General features: G+C 64.4%; 15 protein-coding genes and 1 tRNA gene. 9 read left to right on the forward strand and 7 right to left on the reverse strand.

Annotation, left to right across the window (positions count from 1 at the left end; genetic code table 11):
- The 5 genes from BGN95_RS26380 to rfbA form a co-directional block, all read left to right on the forward strand.
- On the forward strand, window positions 1–240 hold a 240-nt coding region (locus tag BGN95_RS26380), incomplete at its 5' end, for an NAD(P)-dependent oxidoreductase (protein WP_286774542.1).
- Window positions 241–295: 55 nt separating this feature from the next.
- Window positions 296–862, forward strand: coding sequence for a dTDP-4-dehydrorhamnose 3,5-epimerase (gene rfbC, locus BGN95_RS26385; protein WP_265269738.1), 567 nt, complete (start codon window positions 296–298; stop codon window positions 860–862).
- An 8-nt stretch (window positions 863–870) separates the two neighbouring features.
- Entirely contained in the window at window positions 871–1926 is a 1056-nt protein-coding gene (rfbB, locus tag BGN95_RS26390) for a dTDP-glucose 4,6-dehydratase (RefSeq protein WP_265269736.1), read from the forward strand.
- Complete coding sequence (gene rfbD, locus BGN95_RS26395) at window positions 1926–2816, forward strand: dTDP-4-dehydrorhamnose reductase (RefSeq protein ID WP_286774543.1); 891 nt, start codon at window positions 1926–1928, stop codon at window positions 2814–2816. Before rfbB ends, rfbD begins: the two co-directional genes overlap by 1 nt.
- Complete coding sequence (gene rfbA, locus BGN95_RS26400; RefSeq protein WP_265269730.1) at window positions 2813–3697, forward strand: glucose-1-phosphate thymidylyltransferase RfbA; 885 nt, start codon at window positions 2813–2815, stop codon at window positions 3695–3697. Before rfbD ends, rfbA begins: the two co-directional genes overlap by 4 nt.
- Here rfbA and BGN95_RS26405 read toward each other — a convergent pair.
- On the reverse strand, window positions 3694–4302 hold the full coding sequence (locus BGN95_RS26405; protein ID WP_265312922.1) for a TetR/AcrR family transcriptional regulator: 609 nt from the start codon (window positions 4300–4302) through the stop codon (window positions 3694–3696). The two genes, rfbA and BGN95_RS26405, sit on opposite strands and share 4 nt — an antisense overlap.
- Before the next feature lie 48 nt (window positions 4303–4350).
- Here BGN95_RS26405 and BGN95_RS26410 point away from each other — a divergent pair, with 48 nt between their 5' ends.
- The 4 genes from BGN95_RS26410 (at window position 4351) to BGN95_RS26425 (ending at window position 8395) form a co-directional block, all read left to right on the forward strand.
- Complete coding sequence (locus tag BGN95_RS26410; RefSeq protein ID WP_286774544.1) at window positions 4351–5790, forward strand: 8'-apo-carotenoid 13,14-cleaving dioxygenase; 1440 nt, start codon at window positions 4351–4353, stop codon at window positions 5788–5790.
- Window positions 5791–5834: 44 nt separating this feature from the next.
- Window positions 5835–6614, forward strand: a complete 780-nt coding sequence (locus tag BGN95_RS26415; RefSeq protein ID WP_286774545.1) for an SDR family oxidoreductase — start codon at window positions 5835–5837, stop codon at window positions 6612–6614.
- 286 nt (window positions 6615–6900) lie between these two features.
- On the forward strand, window positions 6901–8274 hold the full coding sequence (locus BGN95_RS26420; RefSeq protein ID WP_286774546.1) for a class II 3-deoxy-7-phosphoheptulonate synthase: 1374 nt from the start codon (window positions 6901–6903) through the stop codon (window positions 8272–8274).
- Between the two features lie 45 nt (window positions 8275–8319).
- A tRNA-Glu gene (locus tag BGN95_RS26425) sits at window positions 8320–8395 on the forward strand.
- 345 nt (window positions 8396–8740) lie between these two features.
- Here the strand turns inward: BGN95_RS26425 and BGN95_RS26430 are convergent.
- From BGN95_RS26430 to tnpA, 6 genes are all read right to left on the reverse strand, one after another.
- Entirely contained in the window at window positions 8741–9001 is a 261-nt protein-coding gene (locus tag BGN95_RS26430; RefSeq protein ID WP_353744754.1) for a helix-turn-helix domain-containing protein, read from the reverse strand.
- The gene (locus BGN95_RS26435; protein ID WP_401530017.1) at window positions 8998–9558 is read right to left on the reverse strand and encodes a lytic transglycosylase domain-containing protein; all 561 of its coding nucleotides are present in this window, start codon (window positions 9556–9558) and stop codon (window positions 8998–9000) included. Before BGN95_RS26435 ends, BGN95_RS26430 begins: the two co-directional genes overlap by 4 nt.
- Complete coding sequence (gene mobF, locus BGN95_RS26440) at window positions 9555–12512, reverse strand: MobF family relaxase (RefSeq protein ID WP_286774548.1); 2958 nt, start codon at window positions 12510–12512, stop codon at window positions 9555–9557. The genes BGN95_RS26435 and mobF overlap by 4 nt, the downstream gene beginning before the upstream one ends.
- A complete protein-coding gene (locus BGN95_RS26445; RefSeq protein WP_286774549.1) occupies window positions 12509–14596 on the reverse strand; it encodes a type IV secretion system DNA-binding domain-containing protein in 2088 nt (695 codons plus the stop codon). The genes mobF and BGN95_RS26445 overlap by 4 nt, the downstream gene beginning before the upstream one ends.
- Window positions 14593–14898: a CopG family transcriptional regulator gene (locus BGN95_RS26450; protein ID WP_401530015.1), complete on the reverse strand. Its 306-nt coding sequence runs from the start codon at window positions 14896–14898 to the stop codon at window positions 14593–14595. The genes BGN95_RS26445 and BGN95_RS26450 overlap by 4 nt, the downstream gene beginning before the upstream one ends.
- A gap of 142 nt (window positions 14899–15040) precedes the next feature.
- Window positions 15041–15439: IS200/IS605 family transposase (gene tnpA, locus BGN95_RS26455; RefSeq protein WP_286774551.1), on the reverse strand; the 399-nt coding region annotated here is incomplete at its 5' end.

Genomic DNA, 15439 nt, shown 5'->3' on the forward strand with positions numbered 1-15439 from the left:
GCCGCGCTCCACGGCAGGAAGATCGGCGGCGCGTTCCTCGATCCGACCAATCCGGAGCCTCTGCCTGCCGATCATCCATTGTGGTCGGCGCCCGATTGCATGATCACGATGCATCTTTCGGGGCGCAGCGGCCGGGGCATGATGTTTCGCCGCGCAGCCGCCTTGTTCCTGCGCAACCTGACGGCGTTCCTAGAAAGCAAGCCAATGGAAAATGTCGCAAATCTGGACGCCGGCTATTGATGATGAGGGTTACCTTGATTGTCCGTAAAGCTATGCCCCGCTATGGCGATTGCCGATGAGCGATAATCCCGTCCAACTGATCGATCCGGTGCGTCACGGCGATGCGCGCGGCTGGTTCACCGAATATTATACCGAGCGCCGTTTCGCCGAGCGCGGCATCACCTGCCGCTTCGTGCAGGACAATCATTCGCTGTCGGTCCCCGCGCTCACCTTGCGCGGGCTGCATTTCCAGACCCCGCCGCACGGGCAGGACAAATTGGTGCGCTGCATCCGCGGCCGCATCCTCGACGTCGCGGTCGACGTGCGGCGCGGGTCGCCGACCTATGGCAATTGGGTCGCGGCGGAATTGTCGGCGGAGAACGGGCGGCAATTGTTCGTGCCGATCGGCTTCGCGCACGCCTTCCTGACGCTCGAGGACAATTGCGAGGTGACCTATAAGGTCTCCGATTATTACGCCCCCGATTGCGACGGCGGCATCCGCTGGGACAGCGTCGGGATCGACTGGCCGCTCCCCGCGGGTGCTTCGCCCGAATTGTCGGCGAAGGATGCCAAGCTTCCGACCTTGGCCGAATTCGACAGCCCCTTTCCCTATGACGGCCGCCCCTTGGCGCCGCTTGCTTGAGGCCTGATATGCGCATTTTCGTCACCGGCGGCGCCGGGTTCATCGGCTCGGCGCTGGTTCGCCACCTGATCGCCAACACCAGCCACGAGGTGCTCAACTTCGACAAGCTCACTTATGCCGGCACGCTCTCGACCGTCGAGGAAGTGGCGCAGAGCAACCGCTATCGCTTCGTCCAGGGCGATGTATGCGACGCCGCCGCGGTGCGGCAGGCGATCGAGGAATTCCGCCCCGAGGTGATCACGCATCTGGCGGCCGAGAGCCATGTCGACCGTTCGATCGACGCGCCCGACGCCTTCATCCAGACCAACCTCGTCGGCACCTATACGATGCTCGCCGAGGCGCGCGGCTATTGGCAGTCGCTGGAGGGCGCGGCGAAGGACGCCTTCCGCTTCCACCATATTTCGACCGACGAAGTCTATGGCTCGCTCGGCGACGAGGGGCTGTTCACCGAGGACACCCCTTACGATCCGCGTTCGCCTTATTCGGCGTCCAAGGCGGGGAGCGACCATCTCGTCAGCGCCTGGGGGCATACCTTCGGCCTGCCGGTGCTGATCACCAATTGCTCGAACAATTACGGGCCATATCATTTCCCCGAGAAATTGATCCCGCTGATGATCGTCAAGGCGCTCGCGGGAGAGACGCTGCCGGTCTACGGCAAGGGCGCGAACGTGCGCGACTGGCTCTACGTCGAGGATCACGTCCGCGCGCTGCAGGCGGTGTTCGAGCGCGGCGCGCCGGGGCGGACCTATAATGTCGGCGGCAACAACGAGAAGAAGAACCTCGAAGTGGTCGAGACGGTCTGCGCGATCCTCGATCGCGAGCGCCCGCGCGCCGACGGCAAATCGTACAAGGAGCAGATCGGCTTCGTCGCCGACCGGCCAGGCCATGACGCGCGCTACGCGATCGACGCGACGCGCATCCGCGACGAGCTCGGCTGGGAGCCGGCCGAGACGTTCGAGAGCGGGATCGAGAAGACGGTGCGCTGGTATCTCGCCAACGAACCGTGGTGGCGCGCGATCGTCGACGAGCGGCAGGCGGACAAGCGGCGCGGGCTGGCCGCCTGATGCGTGAGATCCTCGTCACCGGCGGCAACGGGCAGCTCGGCACCGAGCTGAAACGCTATCCGTGGCCCGCGGGCTGGGCGATCGTCGCGGTCGATATCGACGAGCTTGATCTGCGCGATACCACCGCGATCGAGGCGACGGTCGCTTCGCGCCCCTGGGCGGCGGTGATCTCGGGCGGCGCCTATACCGCGGTCGACAAGGCCGAGGAGGACAGCGTCACCGCTTGGGCGGTCAACGCGCTCGCCCCGGCCGCCTTCGCCAAGGCATGCCGCGCGGCGGATATCCCGCTGGTCCATGTTTCGACCGATTATGTATTCGACGGCGCCAAACAGGGTCGCTGGGCGCCCGGCGACGCGACCGGGCCGCTCGGCGTCTATGGCGCGTCGAAGCTCGGCGGCGATCTCGCGGTCGCCACCAGCTGCCGGCGTTATGCGATCGTTCGTACCTCGTGGGTCGTCTCGGCGCACGGCAACAATTTCATCAAGACGATGCTGCGCGTCGGCGCCGAGCGCGACACGTTGCGCGTCGTCGACGACCAGCATGGCGCGCCGACCGCCGCCGCCGATCTCGCCGCCGCGGTGGCGACGATCGCGCTGCGCATGGCCGACGACGCGCAAGCCCCCACCGGCACCTTCCACTTCAGCAACGCCGGCGAGACGACGTGGTGCGGCTTCGCGCGGGAGATATTCGCGCGCGCGGCGCAACGCGGCGGCCCCTCCCCCCATGTCGAGGCGATCGCCACCGCCGACTATCCCACGCCGGCGCGTCGCCCGGCCAATTCGCGGCTCGATCACACCGCGATCCAAGCCGCTTACGGCATCACCCCGCGCGCGTGGCAGGACGCGCTCGACGACATCCTCGACGAACTGATCGGAGCCGCCAAGAAATGAAGGGCATCATCCTCGCCGGCGGGTCCGGCACGCGGCTCCATCCGGCGACGCTGGCGATCAACAAGCAGCTGCTGCCAGTCTATGACAAGCCGATGATCTATTATCCGCTGTCGGTGCTGATGATGGCCGGCATCCGCGATATCCTGATCATCTCCAGCCCCGAATTCATCGATAATTACCGCCGCATGTTCGGCACCGGCAGCGACTGGGGGCTTGCCATTTCCTATGCCGAGCAGCCGCGCCCCGAGGGGCTGGCGCAGGCGTTCACGATCGGGCGCGATTTCGTCGGCGGCGACAACGTCGCTTTGGTGCTGGGCGACAATATCTTCTTCGGTGCGCGGCTCACCAACCTCCTGGCGAGCGCGGTGGCGCGCACCGAGGGCGCGACGGTGTTCAGCTATCGCGTCGAGGATCCCGAGCGCTACGGCGTGGTCGAGCTCGATCGCGACGGCCGCGCGATCAGCCTTGAGGAAAAGCCGGCGCAGCCGCGGTCGAACTGCGCGGTGACCGGGCTTTATTTCTACGACAATCGCGTGCTCGATCTGGCGCGCGACCTCAAACCCTCGGCGCGCGGCGAGCTGGAGATCACCGATCTCAACCGGCTCTATATGGAATCAGGCGACCTTTACGTCGAACAGATGGGGCGCGGCTATGCCTGGCTCGACACCGGAACGCACGACAGCCTGCTCGAAGCCAGCGAATTCGTCCGCACGATCCAGCATCGCCAGGGTATCCAGATCGCCTGCCTGGAGGAAATCGCCTATCAGCAGGGCTTCATTACTGCCGAGCAGGCATTGGCGCGTGGCGAGGCACTGAGCAAGACCGCCTACGGCCGCGCGATCGTCAACGCCGTGCGCGAGGATCAGGGGCGGTCGGCCTAGCCGCTCATCGTTACGTCGATCACCCGATCGATCGTCGCATCGTCTACCTGGACCTGACCGTCGAGCATCAGCATCGCCAGCCCGTGCGCGAGCGCCCATGAGCGCAACGCGAAGACGCGCGCGTCTGTCCCCGGCGGCGCCAGCGCCGCGGCGCCGGCCTTGAGCATCGTCATCGCCTCGTCGTTCGACTTTTCGGCGTGCCCCGGGGTCACCGGATGCGCGAAGACCAGCCGGAACAGCCCCGGATTGTCGCGCGCGAAGCGGACATAGGCCGCCCCCGTCGCGCTGAACCCCGCCGAGCCGCCGCCGGCGCGCTCCGACGCCGCGCGCTGCGCCGCCGCGAGCCGCGTCAGCGCCTCGCCCGCCAGTGCCGCCATCAGCGCCGCTTTATCGGGGAAATGGCGATAGACCGCGGTCGCGCTGACCCCGACCCGCCGCGCCAGTTCGCGCAGCGACAGATCGTCGGCATCCTGCTCCTCGATCAGCAGCAATCCTTCCGCGACCAGCGCCGCGCGCAGATCGCCGTGGTGATAGGGTTTCGCCGCAGCCGTCATCACCGGTCGATAGCGCGCATCCACCGCCCCCGGCAAGAGCGATGTTGACAACGCTCACATCAATGTTATGTTTACGCCACTCACATGAGGAGAATCGCCGTGGCCGGAACTATCGAAACCGCGATCCGCTCGGTCGTCACCAAGGGCATCGGCGCGGTCGCCGATTTCAACCGCAAGCGCATGCCCGAAACCGATCATCCCTTTCTCAACGGCATTCACAAACCGCTCGGCGGCGAGATGACGCTGGTCGACCTGCCCGTCACCGGCGCGATCCCGGCCGCGCTCGACGGGCGCTATCTGCGCATCGGCCCCAATCCGGTGGCACCCGATCCCGCAGGCTATCATTGGTTCGTCGGCGACGGGATGGTCCACGGCATCGCGATCAAGGACGGCCGCGCCTTGTGGTATCGCAATCGCTGGATCCGGTCGCGCGCGGTGGGCGCGGCGCTCGGCGAGCCCCCTGCCCCCGGCCCGCGCCGCGGCGACTTCGATACGGTCAACACCAATGTCGTCGAGATCGCGGGGCGCACCTGGGCGCTGGTCGAGGCGGGCAGCTATCCGGTCGAGCTCAACGAGACGCTCGACGAGCAGACCTTCAACCCGTTCGACGGCACGCTGCAGGGCTCTTTCACCGCGCATCCGCATCTCGATCCGCTGACCGGCGAGAATCATGCGATCACCTATGACGCGACCGACCCGGAAACGATCCGCCACGTCGTCCTCTCGGCCGAGGGCAAAGTGACGCGCGAACTGCCGATCGCGGTGAAGCACGGCCCGTCGATCCACGATTGCGCGATCACCGCGCGCTATGTGGTGATCCTCGATCTGCCGGTCACCTTCTCGATGAAGGCGCTGATCGGCGGACACCGCTTCCCCTATCGCTGGAACCCGGAGCATCACGCCCGCGTCGGGCTGCTGCCGCGCGACGGCGCGGCGGAAGACGTGATCTGGTGCGACGTCGACCCCGCTTATGTCTTCCACGTCGCCAATGCCTATGACGATGCCGACGGCCGCGTGGTGATGGACGTCTGCGCCTATGAAACCATGTTCGCCGGCGGGCCGGAGGGGCCGAACGGCCGCAACCTCGGGCTCGAACGCTGGACGGTCGACCCGCTGGCGAAGAAAGTGACGCGGCAGACGATCGACGCCGCGCCGCAGGAATTCCCCCGCCCCGACGAGCGCCGCTTCGGCCAACCCTATCGCTATGCCTATGCGATGGCGCTGCCCGAGAGTGACGACGATGCTTTCATCGGCGCGACACGGCTCTACAAACATGATCTCGAAACCGGCGCGAAAGAAATGCACGATTTCGGCACCGGCCGTTATCCCGGCGAGTTCGTCTTTGTCCCCGCGCATCCCGATGCGGCAGAGGACGAGGGCTGGCTGATCGGGCTGGTAATCGATCTGCCGCATGAGACGACCGATCTGGTGATCATCGACGTGCGCGACTTCGCCGGCACGCCGGTCGCGAGCGTCCGCGTGCCGCACCGCATCCCGCCGGGGTTCCACGGCAATTGGTTGCCTTCACAACCGGCTTGATCCGGTCCATTGCGCTGGTCTCTCACGGATAAGGAGATCAGCGCATGGACCTCGGATTGAACGGCCGCACCGCGATCGTCTGCGCCTCCAGCCACGGTCTCGGCCGCGCCTGCGCGACCGAGCTTGCCCGCGCCGGGGTGGCGGTGGTGGTCAACGGGCGTGACTCTGCCGCGCTGGAGGAAACCGCCGCGGCGATCCGCGCCGAAACCGGCGTGTCGGTCAAGACGGTCGCCGGCGATGTCGCCGACAGCGCGGTGCAAGAGGCGCTGGTCGCCGCCGCCCCGACCTGCGACATCCTGATCAACAATAACGGCGGCCCGCCGCTGCGCGATTTCCGCCAGCTCGACGCCGCCGCGATCCACGCCGGGCTCAACGCCAATATGGTCACCCCGATCGAGATGGTGCAGCGCGTGATCGACGGCATGACCGCGCGCGGCTTCGGGCGGATCGTGTGCATCACCTCATCCTCGGTGAAATCGCCGACCGCGGGGCTCGATCTGTCGAGCGGCGCGCGGGTCGGGCTCACCGGCTTCCTCGCCGGGGTGGCGCGGCAGGTCGCCGCCTCGGGGGTGACGATCAACTTCCTCCTCCCCGGGCTGTTCGCGACCCGCCGACTGGAAGGGGTGAACCGCTTCGCCGCCGACGCCGCCGGCATCACCCCCGACGAAGCCGAACGCCGCAACCGCGAGCGCATCCCCGCGCGTCGCTTCGGCGATCCCGCCGAATTCGGCGCGGCCTGCGCGTTCCTTTGCTCGGCGCAGGCGGGCTATATCACCGGGCAAAGCCTGTTGATCGACGGCGGCAGCTACACCGGGATCATGTAGCGCACTGGACCAGAACGGGACCACCTCTCCCCGTTCGGGCTGAGCTTGTCGAAGCCCTGTCCTTTCTTCCGGGGAAGTGCAGCCCCTCGACAAGCTCAGCGCGAACGGGAGGGGCTTTAAGCCCGACATTCACTCTATTCCCTTGAAGTTGCGATCAGAAGCGCGTCCGAACCACCCCTCCACGGCCCGCCCGCATCCTTCTTCACACAGCCAAAGCTTCCCTTCGTTGCGTTGCGGCGCTATCGCGCGCAGCTTCATTGCTCTTTGTATCGATGGAATTGATGTCATGGCCGCCAATTGGGCCCCCGAAAGCTGGACCACGCATGAGGCGCGCCAGCTCCCTGATTATCCCGACGCCGCCGCGCTGAAGGCGACGACCGATCAGCTCGGCAGCTATCCGCCGCTGGTGTTTGCGGGCGAGGCGCGCAACCTCACCGCCGATCTCGCGCGCGTGTCGGAGGGCAAGGGTTTTCTGCTCCAAGGCGGCGATTGCGCGGAGAGCTTTGCCGAATTCCATCCCAACAACATCCGCGACACCTTCCGCGTGCTGCTGCAGATGGCGGTGGTGCTCACCTTTGCCTCCAAGCTGCCGGTGGTGAAGGTCGGTCGGATGGCGGGCCAGTTCGCCAAGCCGCGCTCGGCACCGACCGAGACGATCGATGGCGTCGAATTGCCCAGTTATCGCGGCGACAATGTCAACGACATCGCCTTCACCCCCGCATCGCGCATCCCCGATCCGGCGCGGATGGTGCAGGGCTACAACCAGTCGGCGGCGACGCTCAACCTGCTGCGCGCCTTCTCGGGCGGCGGCTATGCCAATCTGCATCAGGTGCATCGCTGGACGCATGATTTCATGGCCCGTTCGCCCTGGGCGGCGAAATATGCCGAGACCGCGGATCGCATCGGCGAGGCGCTCGATTTCATGGCGGCGTGCGGGATCGATCCCGAAACCGTGCCGCAATTGTCGCAGACGCAATTCTACACCAGCCACGAGGCGCTGCTGCTCCCCTATGAGCAGGCGCTGACCCGGCAGGATTCGCTGACCGGCGACTGGTATGACACCAGCGCGCATATGCTGTGGATCGGTGATCGCACGCGGTTCGAGGGATCGGCGCATGTCGAGTTCCTGCGCGGCGTGGGCAATCCGATCGGGGTGAAATGCGGCCCGAGCCTCGACCCGGACGAGTTGCTGCGGCTGCTCGACACGCTCAATCCGGCGCGCGCCGCGGGGCGGATCACGCTGATCACGCGCTACGGCCACGACAAGATCGAGGCCGCCTTCCCGCGTCTGCTCCGCGCGGTGACGCGCGAGGGGCATCCGGTAGTGTGGAGCTGCGATCCGATGCACGGCAATGTCGTGAAGGCGGCCAACGGCTATAAGACGCGCCCGTTCGAGCGCATCCTCGCCGAAGTGCGCGGCTTCTTCGCGGTGCACCGCGCCGAGGGAACGCACGCCGGCGGCATCCACGCCGAGATGACCGGGCAGAATGTCACCGAATGCACCGGCGGCGCGATCGACGTGACCGAGCAAACGTTGGCCGATCGCTATCACACGCATTGCGATCCGCGGCTCAACGCGAGCCAGAGCCTCGAGCTGGCATTCCTGCTCGCGGAGATGCTCAACGAAGAAATGGCGGAGCGACGCAAAGCTGCCGCTTGACGTAGACGGCGGCGGGCCCTAAGCGCCCGCCTCCACCTGCAAGATGGCCCCTTCGTCTAGCGGTCTAGGACGTCGCCCTCTCACGGCGAAAACACGGGTTCGAGTCCCGTAGGGGTCACCAGCAATTTCAATCACTTAGCGCGAATTTCGAAGCTCGATTATACGAAATCGTGTAATTTCGTGTAATAGAAGCGCTCGGATAAGCATGGATGCAGCTGGACATATTTCGTTCGATCGGCGGTACGCTGGTGGGCAGAGCCTCCCCCCAAAATTGCGACGTTCCGGGCGAACGAGCACCTACTTGTCCACCTTCGGGTTAAGCGATTCGGCTCCAATGTTTCGGACGTTGGATTGATTGATTCGCCCAAGCCATTTGTCAGCCTCCCGAGCATTTTTCCGAGGTCGGCTGCAGGCAGCAGCTAGATTCCGTTTTGGAGGCGACTGGCCCCGGCGGAGGATAGCAAGGCTAAGTCTGAGTGCGCATACCAGCGGGATCTCGCGCTTCAAGCCGACGCTGATCAATAAATCGCTCGAGGCTCTCGACGGTAATTAATGTCGTGCCCCGATCCTTGATCGCTTCGATTTTCCCCTCCTTGATCAATTCGTAGAGTCTCGACCGGCTCATGCCTGTCAGCTTGACCGCTCCCGGTATCCTCACCGTGATCGGACGCATGCCTTCCAAGTCAGAGGTGCCCGTGACTGGGCGGAGGGGCCGCCGCTTTTTCATCGCTCAATGCGAGCCGTTGCGGCCTCATTGCGCGCGTCAACGGCGCCACCACGAACTGGGAGCTTCTCCTGATCGAATCTGCGAGCGATACGTTTCGCCACGAAATTCGCGTAACGCTGTTGGCGCCATTCGACGGGGCTATGGTACAGGCCAACCGCCTTCCAGTAATCACCGCTCGGGCTCAGCCCGACTAGGAAGATCCAGCGCGCGGCCTCCGCATTGAAGCACGGGTCAAATTTCAGCCAATGTCTGACATTCGCTTCCGGTCGCGATATCCGGGCCGCGATTCGCGGTACCCACCAACTGTTGATCTGAAGCGGACCAAGGTCATGTGAGCCATCGGCATTAGGCACCTCAGCGCCGATCCAGCCAGCCTCCTGGTCACGAAGGCCCCATAGGGTCTTCTCAAGCCAGGGCCTGCCCTGTGCCGCTTGCCGGATGCATTGGGCAATCGCCTGCTCCGCCATCGGGTCGAGGGGTCGTGCGAGCCCCGGTGACGCTCCAAAAATCAAAGCGGCGGGTGCGATCACGATAGCGCGGCGGAGGAACGTATTCATCGTTCGTGCCCCTGCGACGGTTGTGGCTGATGCTCGATTGGCTGGTTCGCGACCTGTCGGTCTCGATCGGCGTTGCCCCACTCCGCGCGATCAAGGATGCGCACGAGAAAGCGGTCGAGGGCCCCCGCCAGATTGCGCCCGCGCTCCGCGAGCTGCTCGGCAATGCCGGCCGGAGGTCGTTCGGCGCGGTTGTAGCGACGAAGTTCACGTTCGAGCGCGGTCTCACGAAGTGCGGCGCGCTCGTTCTGCTGCTCGGTCCGCAGGGTTTCCAGGCGATCGCGGTGCCGGTCGGCGAACACCTGCGCGCGATCCTGGCGCAGCCGTCCCAGCCCTTCCAACGTCGAGGTCTTCTCGCCCGAGAAACGCTCAAGCTTGTCGACCAGCCGCTCGGGATCGTTGGTCCACAGCCTCGCACCGTACCGGGCGCGCGTGATGGCGGTGTAGTAATTCTGCCCATTGACCAGCGGCGATTCGACCGGCGCCAGCACGAACACCCTTGGATAGGTCTTCGACTGCGCGGAATAGACGGTCTCGGCGTAACCGTGGTCCCATGTTTTGTGGACGCCGAGATCGACTTGCTGCGGTTCCGCCTTCCGGTCCCAGCGGATCGTCGCAATATGGCCTTCAAGCTTCTCGACCGTGCCGCGCTCGGCGTTGCGCAGGTCGAGTTCTCTGTTCACGAGCCGCCACTGAATGCGGTCGCCTTCGGCCAGATCCCGCTCGTCGCGATCGAAAACATTGATGCGTCGTGCCGCCGTGGATTGTGGATCCCATCGAACGATCAGCCCGTGTTCGTCGACGAGCCGCACGATCTGACGGCCGTTGGCTTCGCGCCCCAGCCCGATCACCCGATATTCAATGTCGCGGGCAATGCCGGCGCCGGCAATGTCCCGATCGAAGCGCACGACCTGTCCGCCCGAATAGAAGCGCGCCATATGCTTCTCGGTATCGGTCAGGCCAGCGGGCGACAGGATTGAAAGCCGGGTGTCTTCCGCGGCGAGGACGTTCTCGTCCCGCAGCGCCTCCCTGATCTTGGTGTTGACGATCAGCCGCGTCGCGTTGTCCAGCACCAGGACGTTAGTGCCCGCGCGAGACGCAGGCTTGAGCCGAGTCCAGGCAGCGACGACCTGTTTCGCCATGTCCTCGTTGTCGGCGGCCGTCGCGACCCGATCGAGCTTGGCCAGCGAATCCGCATAATTGCGTGCCCGGGCGTAAGCGACGGCATCCTTGATCGATTGGGTTTCCTGGCGGACAGTCTCGGTCAGTTCGACGGTCGGAAGCCCCAGCCGGCGCATGAGCCAGAAAGGCTTGCCCTGCTCGATCGCTCCGGTCTGTTTTTCGTCACCGATCAGCAAGAGCCTCGCACCCGTCGTCCTACTGATCTCGAGAAGCCGCCTGGCCTGTCGGTTACTGAGCTGCCCCGCTTCGTCGAGCACCAGGACATGGCGGTCGGTCACGCCATGACCGCCGCGCGCGACAAAGCTCGCAACGGTATGCGATTCGAATCCTGCGGTCTTTCCGAGCCCCGCTGCCGCGGACGATGTCGGGGCCAATGCGATGAATGCGGTCCCCGGCTCTGCGGCTTCGCCCAGCACTTTGACCAAAGTCGATTTGCCGGACCCGGCAACGCCATGCAGCCCGGCGATCCGGTCGCGGCTGGTCGCGATCTCGACCAGCGCCCGCTGCTGAGGTAGATTGAGATTGGTCTGTTCGAGAACGGCGAGCAGACGGTCATGTGACGCAATCGGCCGGGCATCGTCGAGGCCAAGCGCGATATGCTGCGTAAGCGTGAGTTCGAGCCGCCAGGTCGCGCGCGACGACCGCCCGCGAGGCAGCACGCGATCTCCCGTTGGCTCATGCGTGCGTAGCAATTTGCCCGCCGCCTCGTGTGCTTCAAGCCGGGGGCGAATATCCTCGAGCCGCACCTCACCGACATGCGCGGCAAGACCGGTGCGCAGGATATGACCGAAGTTATTGACCGCCTCGGCCGTCTCCAACTGCTTCAGGCCGAACAGCGCCGCGCGCGCTGCCTCACGATCGGTGGGCGGGAGATGTTTTCCCTCGGCGTCGCGAGAAGCCTCTCTAAGATGTTGGATATCTGCGAGTCTTTCCCCGGATCGTTGGCACCATTGCTCAATGAGATCGCCGTGCCCGACCTTCGCCTTTGCCTTGCGGGTCGCATAGAATGAGGCCTGTTTGTCCTTCTGCCCCACAAGCCCATGTTCGCGTGCATGCTCTTCAATCTCGCGGCTGCGCTGCGAGAAATCCTGGATCAGGTCCTTCGGTACCCCGCGAATCTCAAACAGGCCGGTGCGCGGATCGAACTCGATCCCAAATCCGTCTTCGCGCAACGAGAATGCGAGCGAATTCCGGTAGACCTGCCCCGCCGCGCTCTTCTCCTCATACATGAGCCGGCTCTCAAGGCTCGCCATTCGGTCATCGGGCGCCCGGTTGGTCATGTTGAGTACGACCAGATGGGTATGGAGGTGCGGATCGAGGTCGCGGCTGCCGTGCTCGGTGAAGCGCGCGACAAGAAACCGTCCGGTCGTCTCGCGGACGATCTTGCCCTCGGCGCGGTGGCGTAGCTGGACCTGCTCTTCGAGATAGCCGATGGCGGCAGACACCGCTTTCTCATGCGCGGCGAGCACGCGCTCGTCGCCCGCCACCAGCGCCATGATCGACACCGATTTCGGCGCACTGACCGTGAAATCCCAACCGGGATGATGCTCGATCGTACCATCGGCGCGATGCCGTCCGAGCTGCTGGTCGCCGACCTTGCCAGCAAGCAAGCGGCGGAGCACCTTCGGATCGACAGGACCGGACAGACCGAGCTCGGGTGAGAGTTTCCCGTCCCATTGCGAGGGCTCCTCGCCGCTCTTCGTATAATAGTCGCCGACCGTATAATATCTCGCGACATTGGCGGGTGTGCCGTGAAGGCGCTGCGACTGGATCATGCCGGCCGCGCCGGTTCGCGCGGGCCGTCATCACGGCCATGCTGGACGAGATCGGAGCGGATTTGTCCCTGACGGCCGGCGAGGATGGTCCAGGCGACTCGCGGCGGAATGGGGAGTTCGGTCTCGTCGTTACCGCGCAGGATTTCCTCCACCTTGTGGCGATCTATGTTCTGAAATGCTGGATCAAAGAGGTCCGGCTGAGGTTCGGGTGGCGCGGCCTCCGGAGGGGGCGACGCGGGCGGAGACTTCGATGGCGGCTGATCCCTGGATTGCGCTTTCCGGGCAGTCTCGAGTTCAAGCGCCTGACGAACACGCGCTTCGGCGTGAGCGAGCTGCACAAGCTCTTCTGCCTGATCGGCCCGCCAAGGCTGCCCCGTGCGCTCTACAAACGCAGGGGTGAGGGTCGGCAGATCGCTGAAGTTTCCATCGAACCGCACCACGGGAAGACTGCGGCCGAAACGCAGGAATCCCGCGAGATTTGGGAGGTTGGTGACCTCGGTCGGCATCACCAGCGGGCGGGTCACCTGCATCCGCGACAGGTTCACGCCGTCGCGCATGTCGTTCACGCCATAGCTCATGCCCTCGTTGGCCTCGACCTGTTCGACCTGACCGAGATTTTCCGAGACATGTTTGGCGGTGCCGGTATCGTTGGCGCGCAGCGCCACCCAGGTCGAGCAATAGCCCGTGATCGCCGCGGCATCCTGGATGCCGTACGTTCCCTCGAGCTGGGGATAGGATTGGAACCCCAGCACGCCGCATCCGCCATATTTGCGGGCGCGAGCGAGGAAATCGGACAGCGACGGGAGCTTCTGGAGGGTGGGAAGCTCGTCGACGACACAATAGAGCCGCCGGTCGCGATCGGGGGCCAGGCTCATGATCGCGCTGATCGCGATATCGAGCCAGACAGTGATGAGCGGCCGCAGCGAAGGAAGCTGATCGGCTTTGACCGTGATGAAGAGCCAGCTCCCATTAGCCCCCTTCTCAACCCAGTCGCGGATCGAAAACCCATCCTCGGTATCGTCGAGATAGCCGAAGCTGCGCATGACCGATGCAAGCTCGGCCTGGACGCCGGCAGAGGTCCGTTCGCCTTCGGCGCTGATGAATGCCGCCGCATCGGTGCCCGAAACAAACGCGGAAAGATCTTTCAACTTCGATCTCAGCAGGCGATCGAGTAGCACAGACACATAGGTGTGCTTCTGGGCGGCGAGCTTGCGTAGCACCGCGACCAACGTCCCGCGCGCCGCCTTGGCCCAGAAGGGATCACCATGCTTTTCGGGGATCGTTGACTCCGCGATCTGATCGTAATGATATTCGCGCGGGACATCGACCCACGGCGACCAACGCGCGGTTCGCCCATCGAGCGGATTGAGCAACGAGTCGGTGCCCTGGCGGAAGAATTTTTCGACGAAAGTGCCAGCGGTGTCGTAGACGATCGCGCGACGTCCCGCCTTGCGAACGCCATCGAGCATATCGAGAATGAGGCTGGTCTTGCCGGTGCCGGGCGCCCCGCAGATCAGGATATGTTCCGGCTCAAAGGCTTCGGGCACCGGCACCTTGCCGATGACCAGCGGGCCCTTCTTCTGGCCGCGCATCGAGCGACGAAGCTCCCGTACCGTACCGAACCGCGCGCCGCGGACATATTCGTTGGAACCAAGGCCCCTCCCCGTCCGCGTGAAATAGAACCAGGCCCAGCCGAGCGCCGCAACGGCGAACAGCCCCGATATCAGCGCGCCGTGGAGCAGGTAGAGCTCGAAGCTTTGGATGGTTCTTTTTGCTAGCGGTGAAGCAACCAGCCAGTCCGCCGAGGTCCAATAGATTTTGCCGTCGGGCGCGTGGAACCGGACCGGGTCATTGGTGCCGCCAGCCGCGTCGACCTTGATCCAGGCCTCAGCCAGTTTGACCAGGACAAACCGTTCGTAGGCGCTCGACCGTTCAAGCGCATACCAGACGATGCCCATGATCCAGATCACCAGCCCGGCGAGCACGGTCTGATAGAAGACCTGGGTCGTCATGCGGACATTGTGGACGATCGCCTGTCCGCCGCGGGTCCACGAACCCAAAGTGTCGTTGCGGAAGATGCTCATCGCGCCGTCTCGTCGCCGAGCAGCCCTCGTTCTGCGAGAATTGCGCGCGCCTGCGCCATTCCCTGCTCCAGCGCTTTGGGAGATCGTTCGCCCACCGAGGTTGCCACGATCGAGAGGATCTGGATAGCGGTCGCGAGGATTTCGTCCTGCGACGAAAAGACATATCGCTTCCGCTCATCGACCGCCTGCTCGAGCGCCCGGCGAGCGAAATCGGAAACCGACAATCCGGCACCAAATGCACGACGACGAAGCTCTCGGTCGAGCCGATCGTCGATACGGAAATTGATTTTCTGCAAGCGCACGGCCTCCAGCGGAGTCCGTCGCGGGCGTCATGAAGCGATGATTATTTACTCCTGCCGCTGTACGCTTTCAAGATAGGGCTCGCGCAAATGGTACTGCGACCGTTCGCCACACTGAATGACAGGCCGGCTGACGCCGGCAGGTTCATGGCGCGGGGCTGAAGCCTGATTTGGTGGGCGCGGTATGTCTCTCCAGATAGTTCATGATAACATCGTCGGTGATGTTACCGGATGTTGTTGAGAAATATCCCCTCGCCCAGAAACGCTGCCCCCAGAAGCGCTTCCGGATATGCTCGAATTCCTGTTGAATCTTACGTGACGAGCGTCCCTTGGCTCGGCGCACAAAGTCGCTGACCGCAAGATGCGGCGGAATTTCCACAAACATGTGCACGTGATCGCGCGATAGAGCACCGCTGACGATAGTCACGCCCATCTCCGCGCAAACCTGTTTGATGATAACGCGCACTCGCTCACGAACCTCACCGTGCAGCACTTTGAACCGATATTTCGGCGCCCAGACAATATGGTACCGATGATGATAAAG

The organism is Sphingomonas sp. 66-10 (genome assembly GCF_001897045.1).
In the GTDB taxonomy this organism is placed as follows: Bacteria; Pseudomonadota; Alphaproteobacteria; order Sphingomonadales; family Sphingomonadaceae; genus Sphingomonas; species Sphingomonas lycopersici.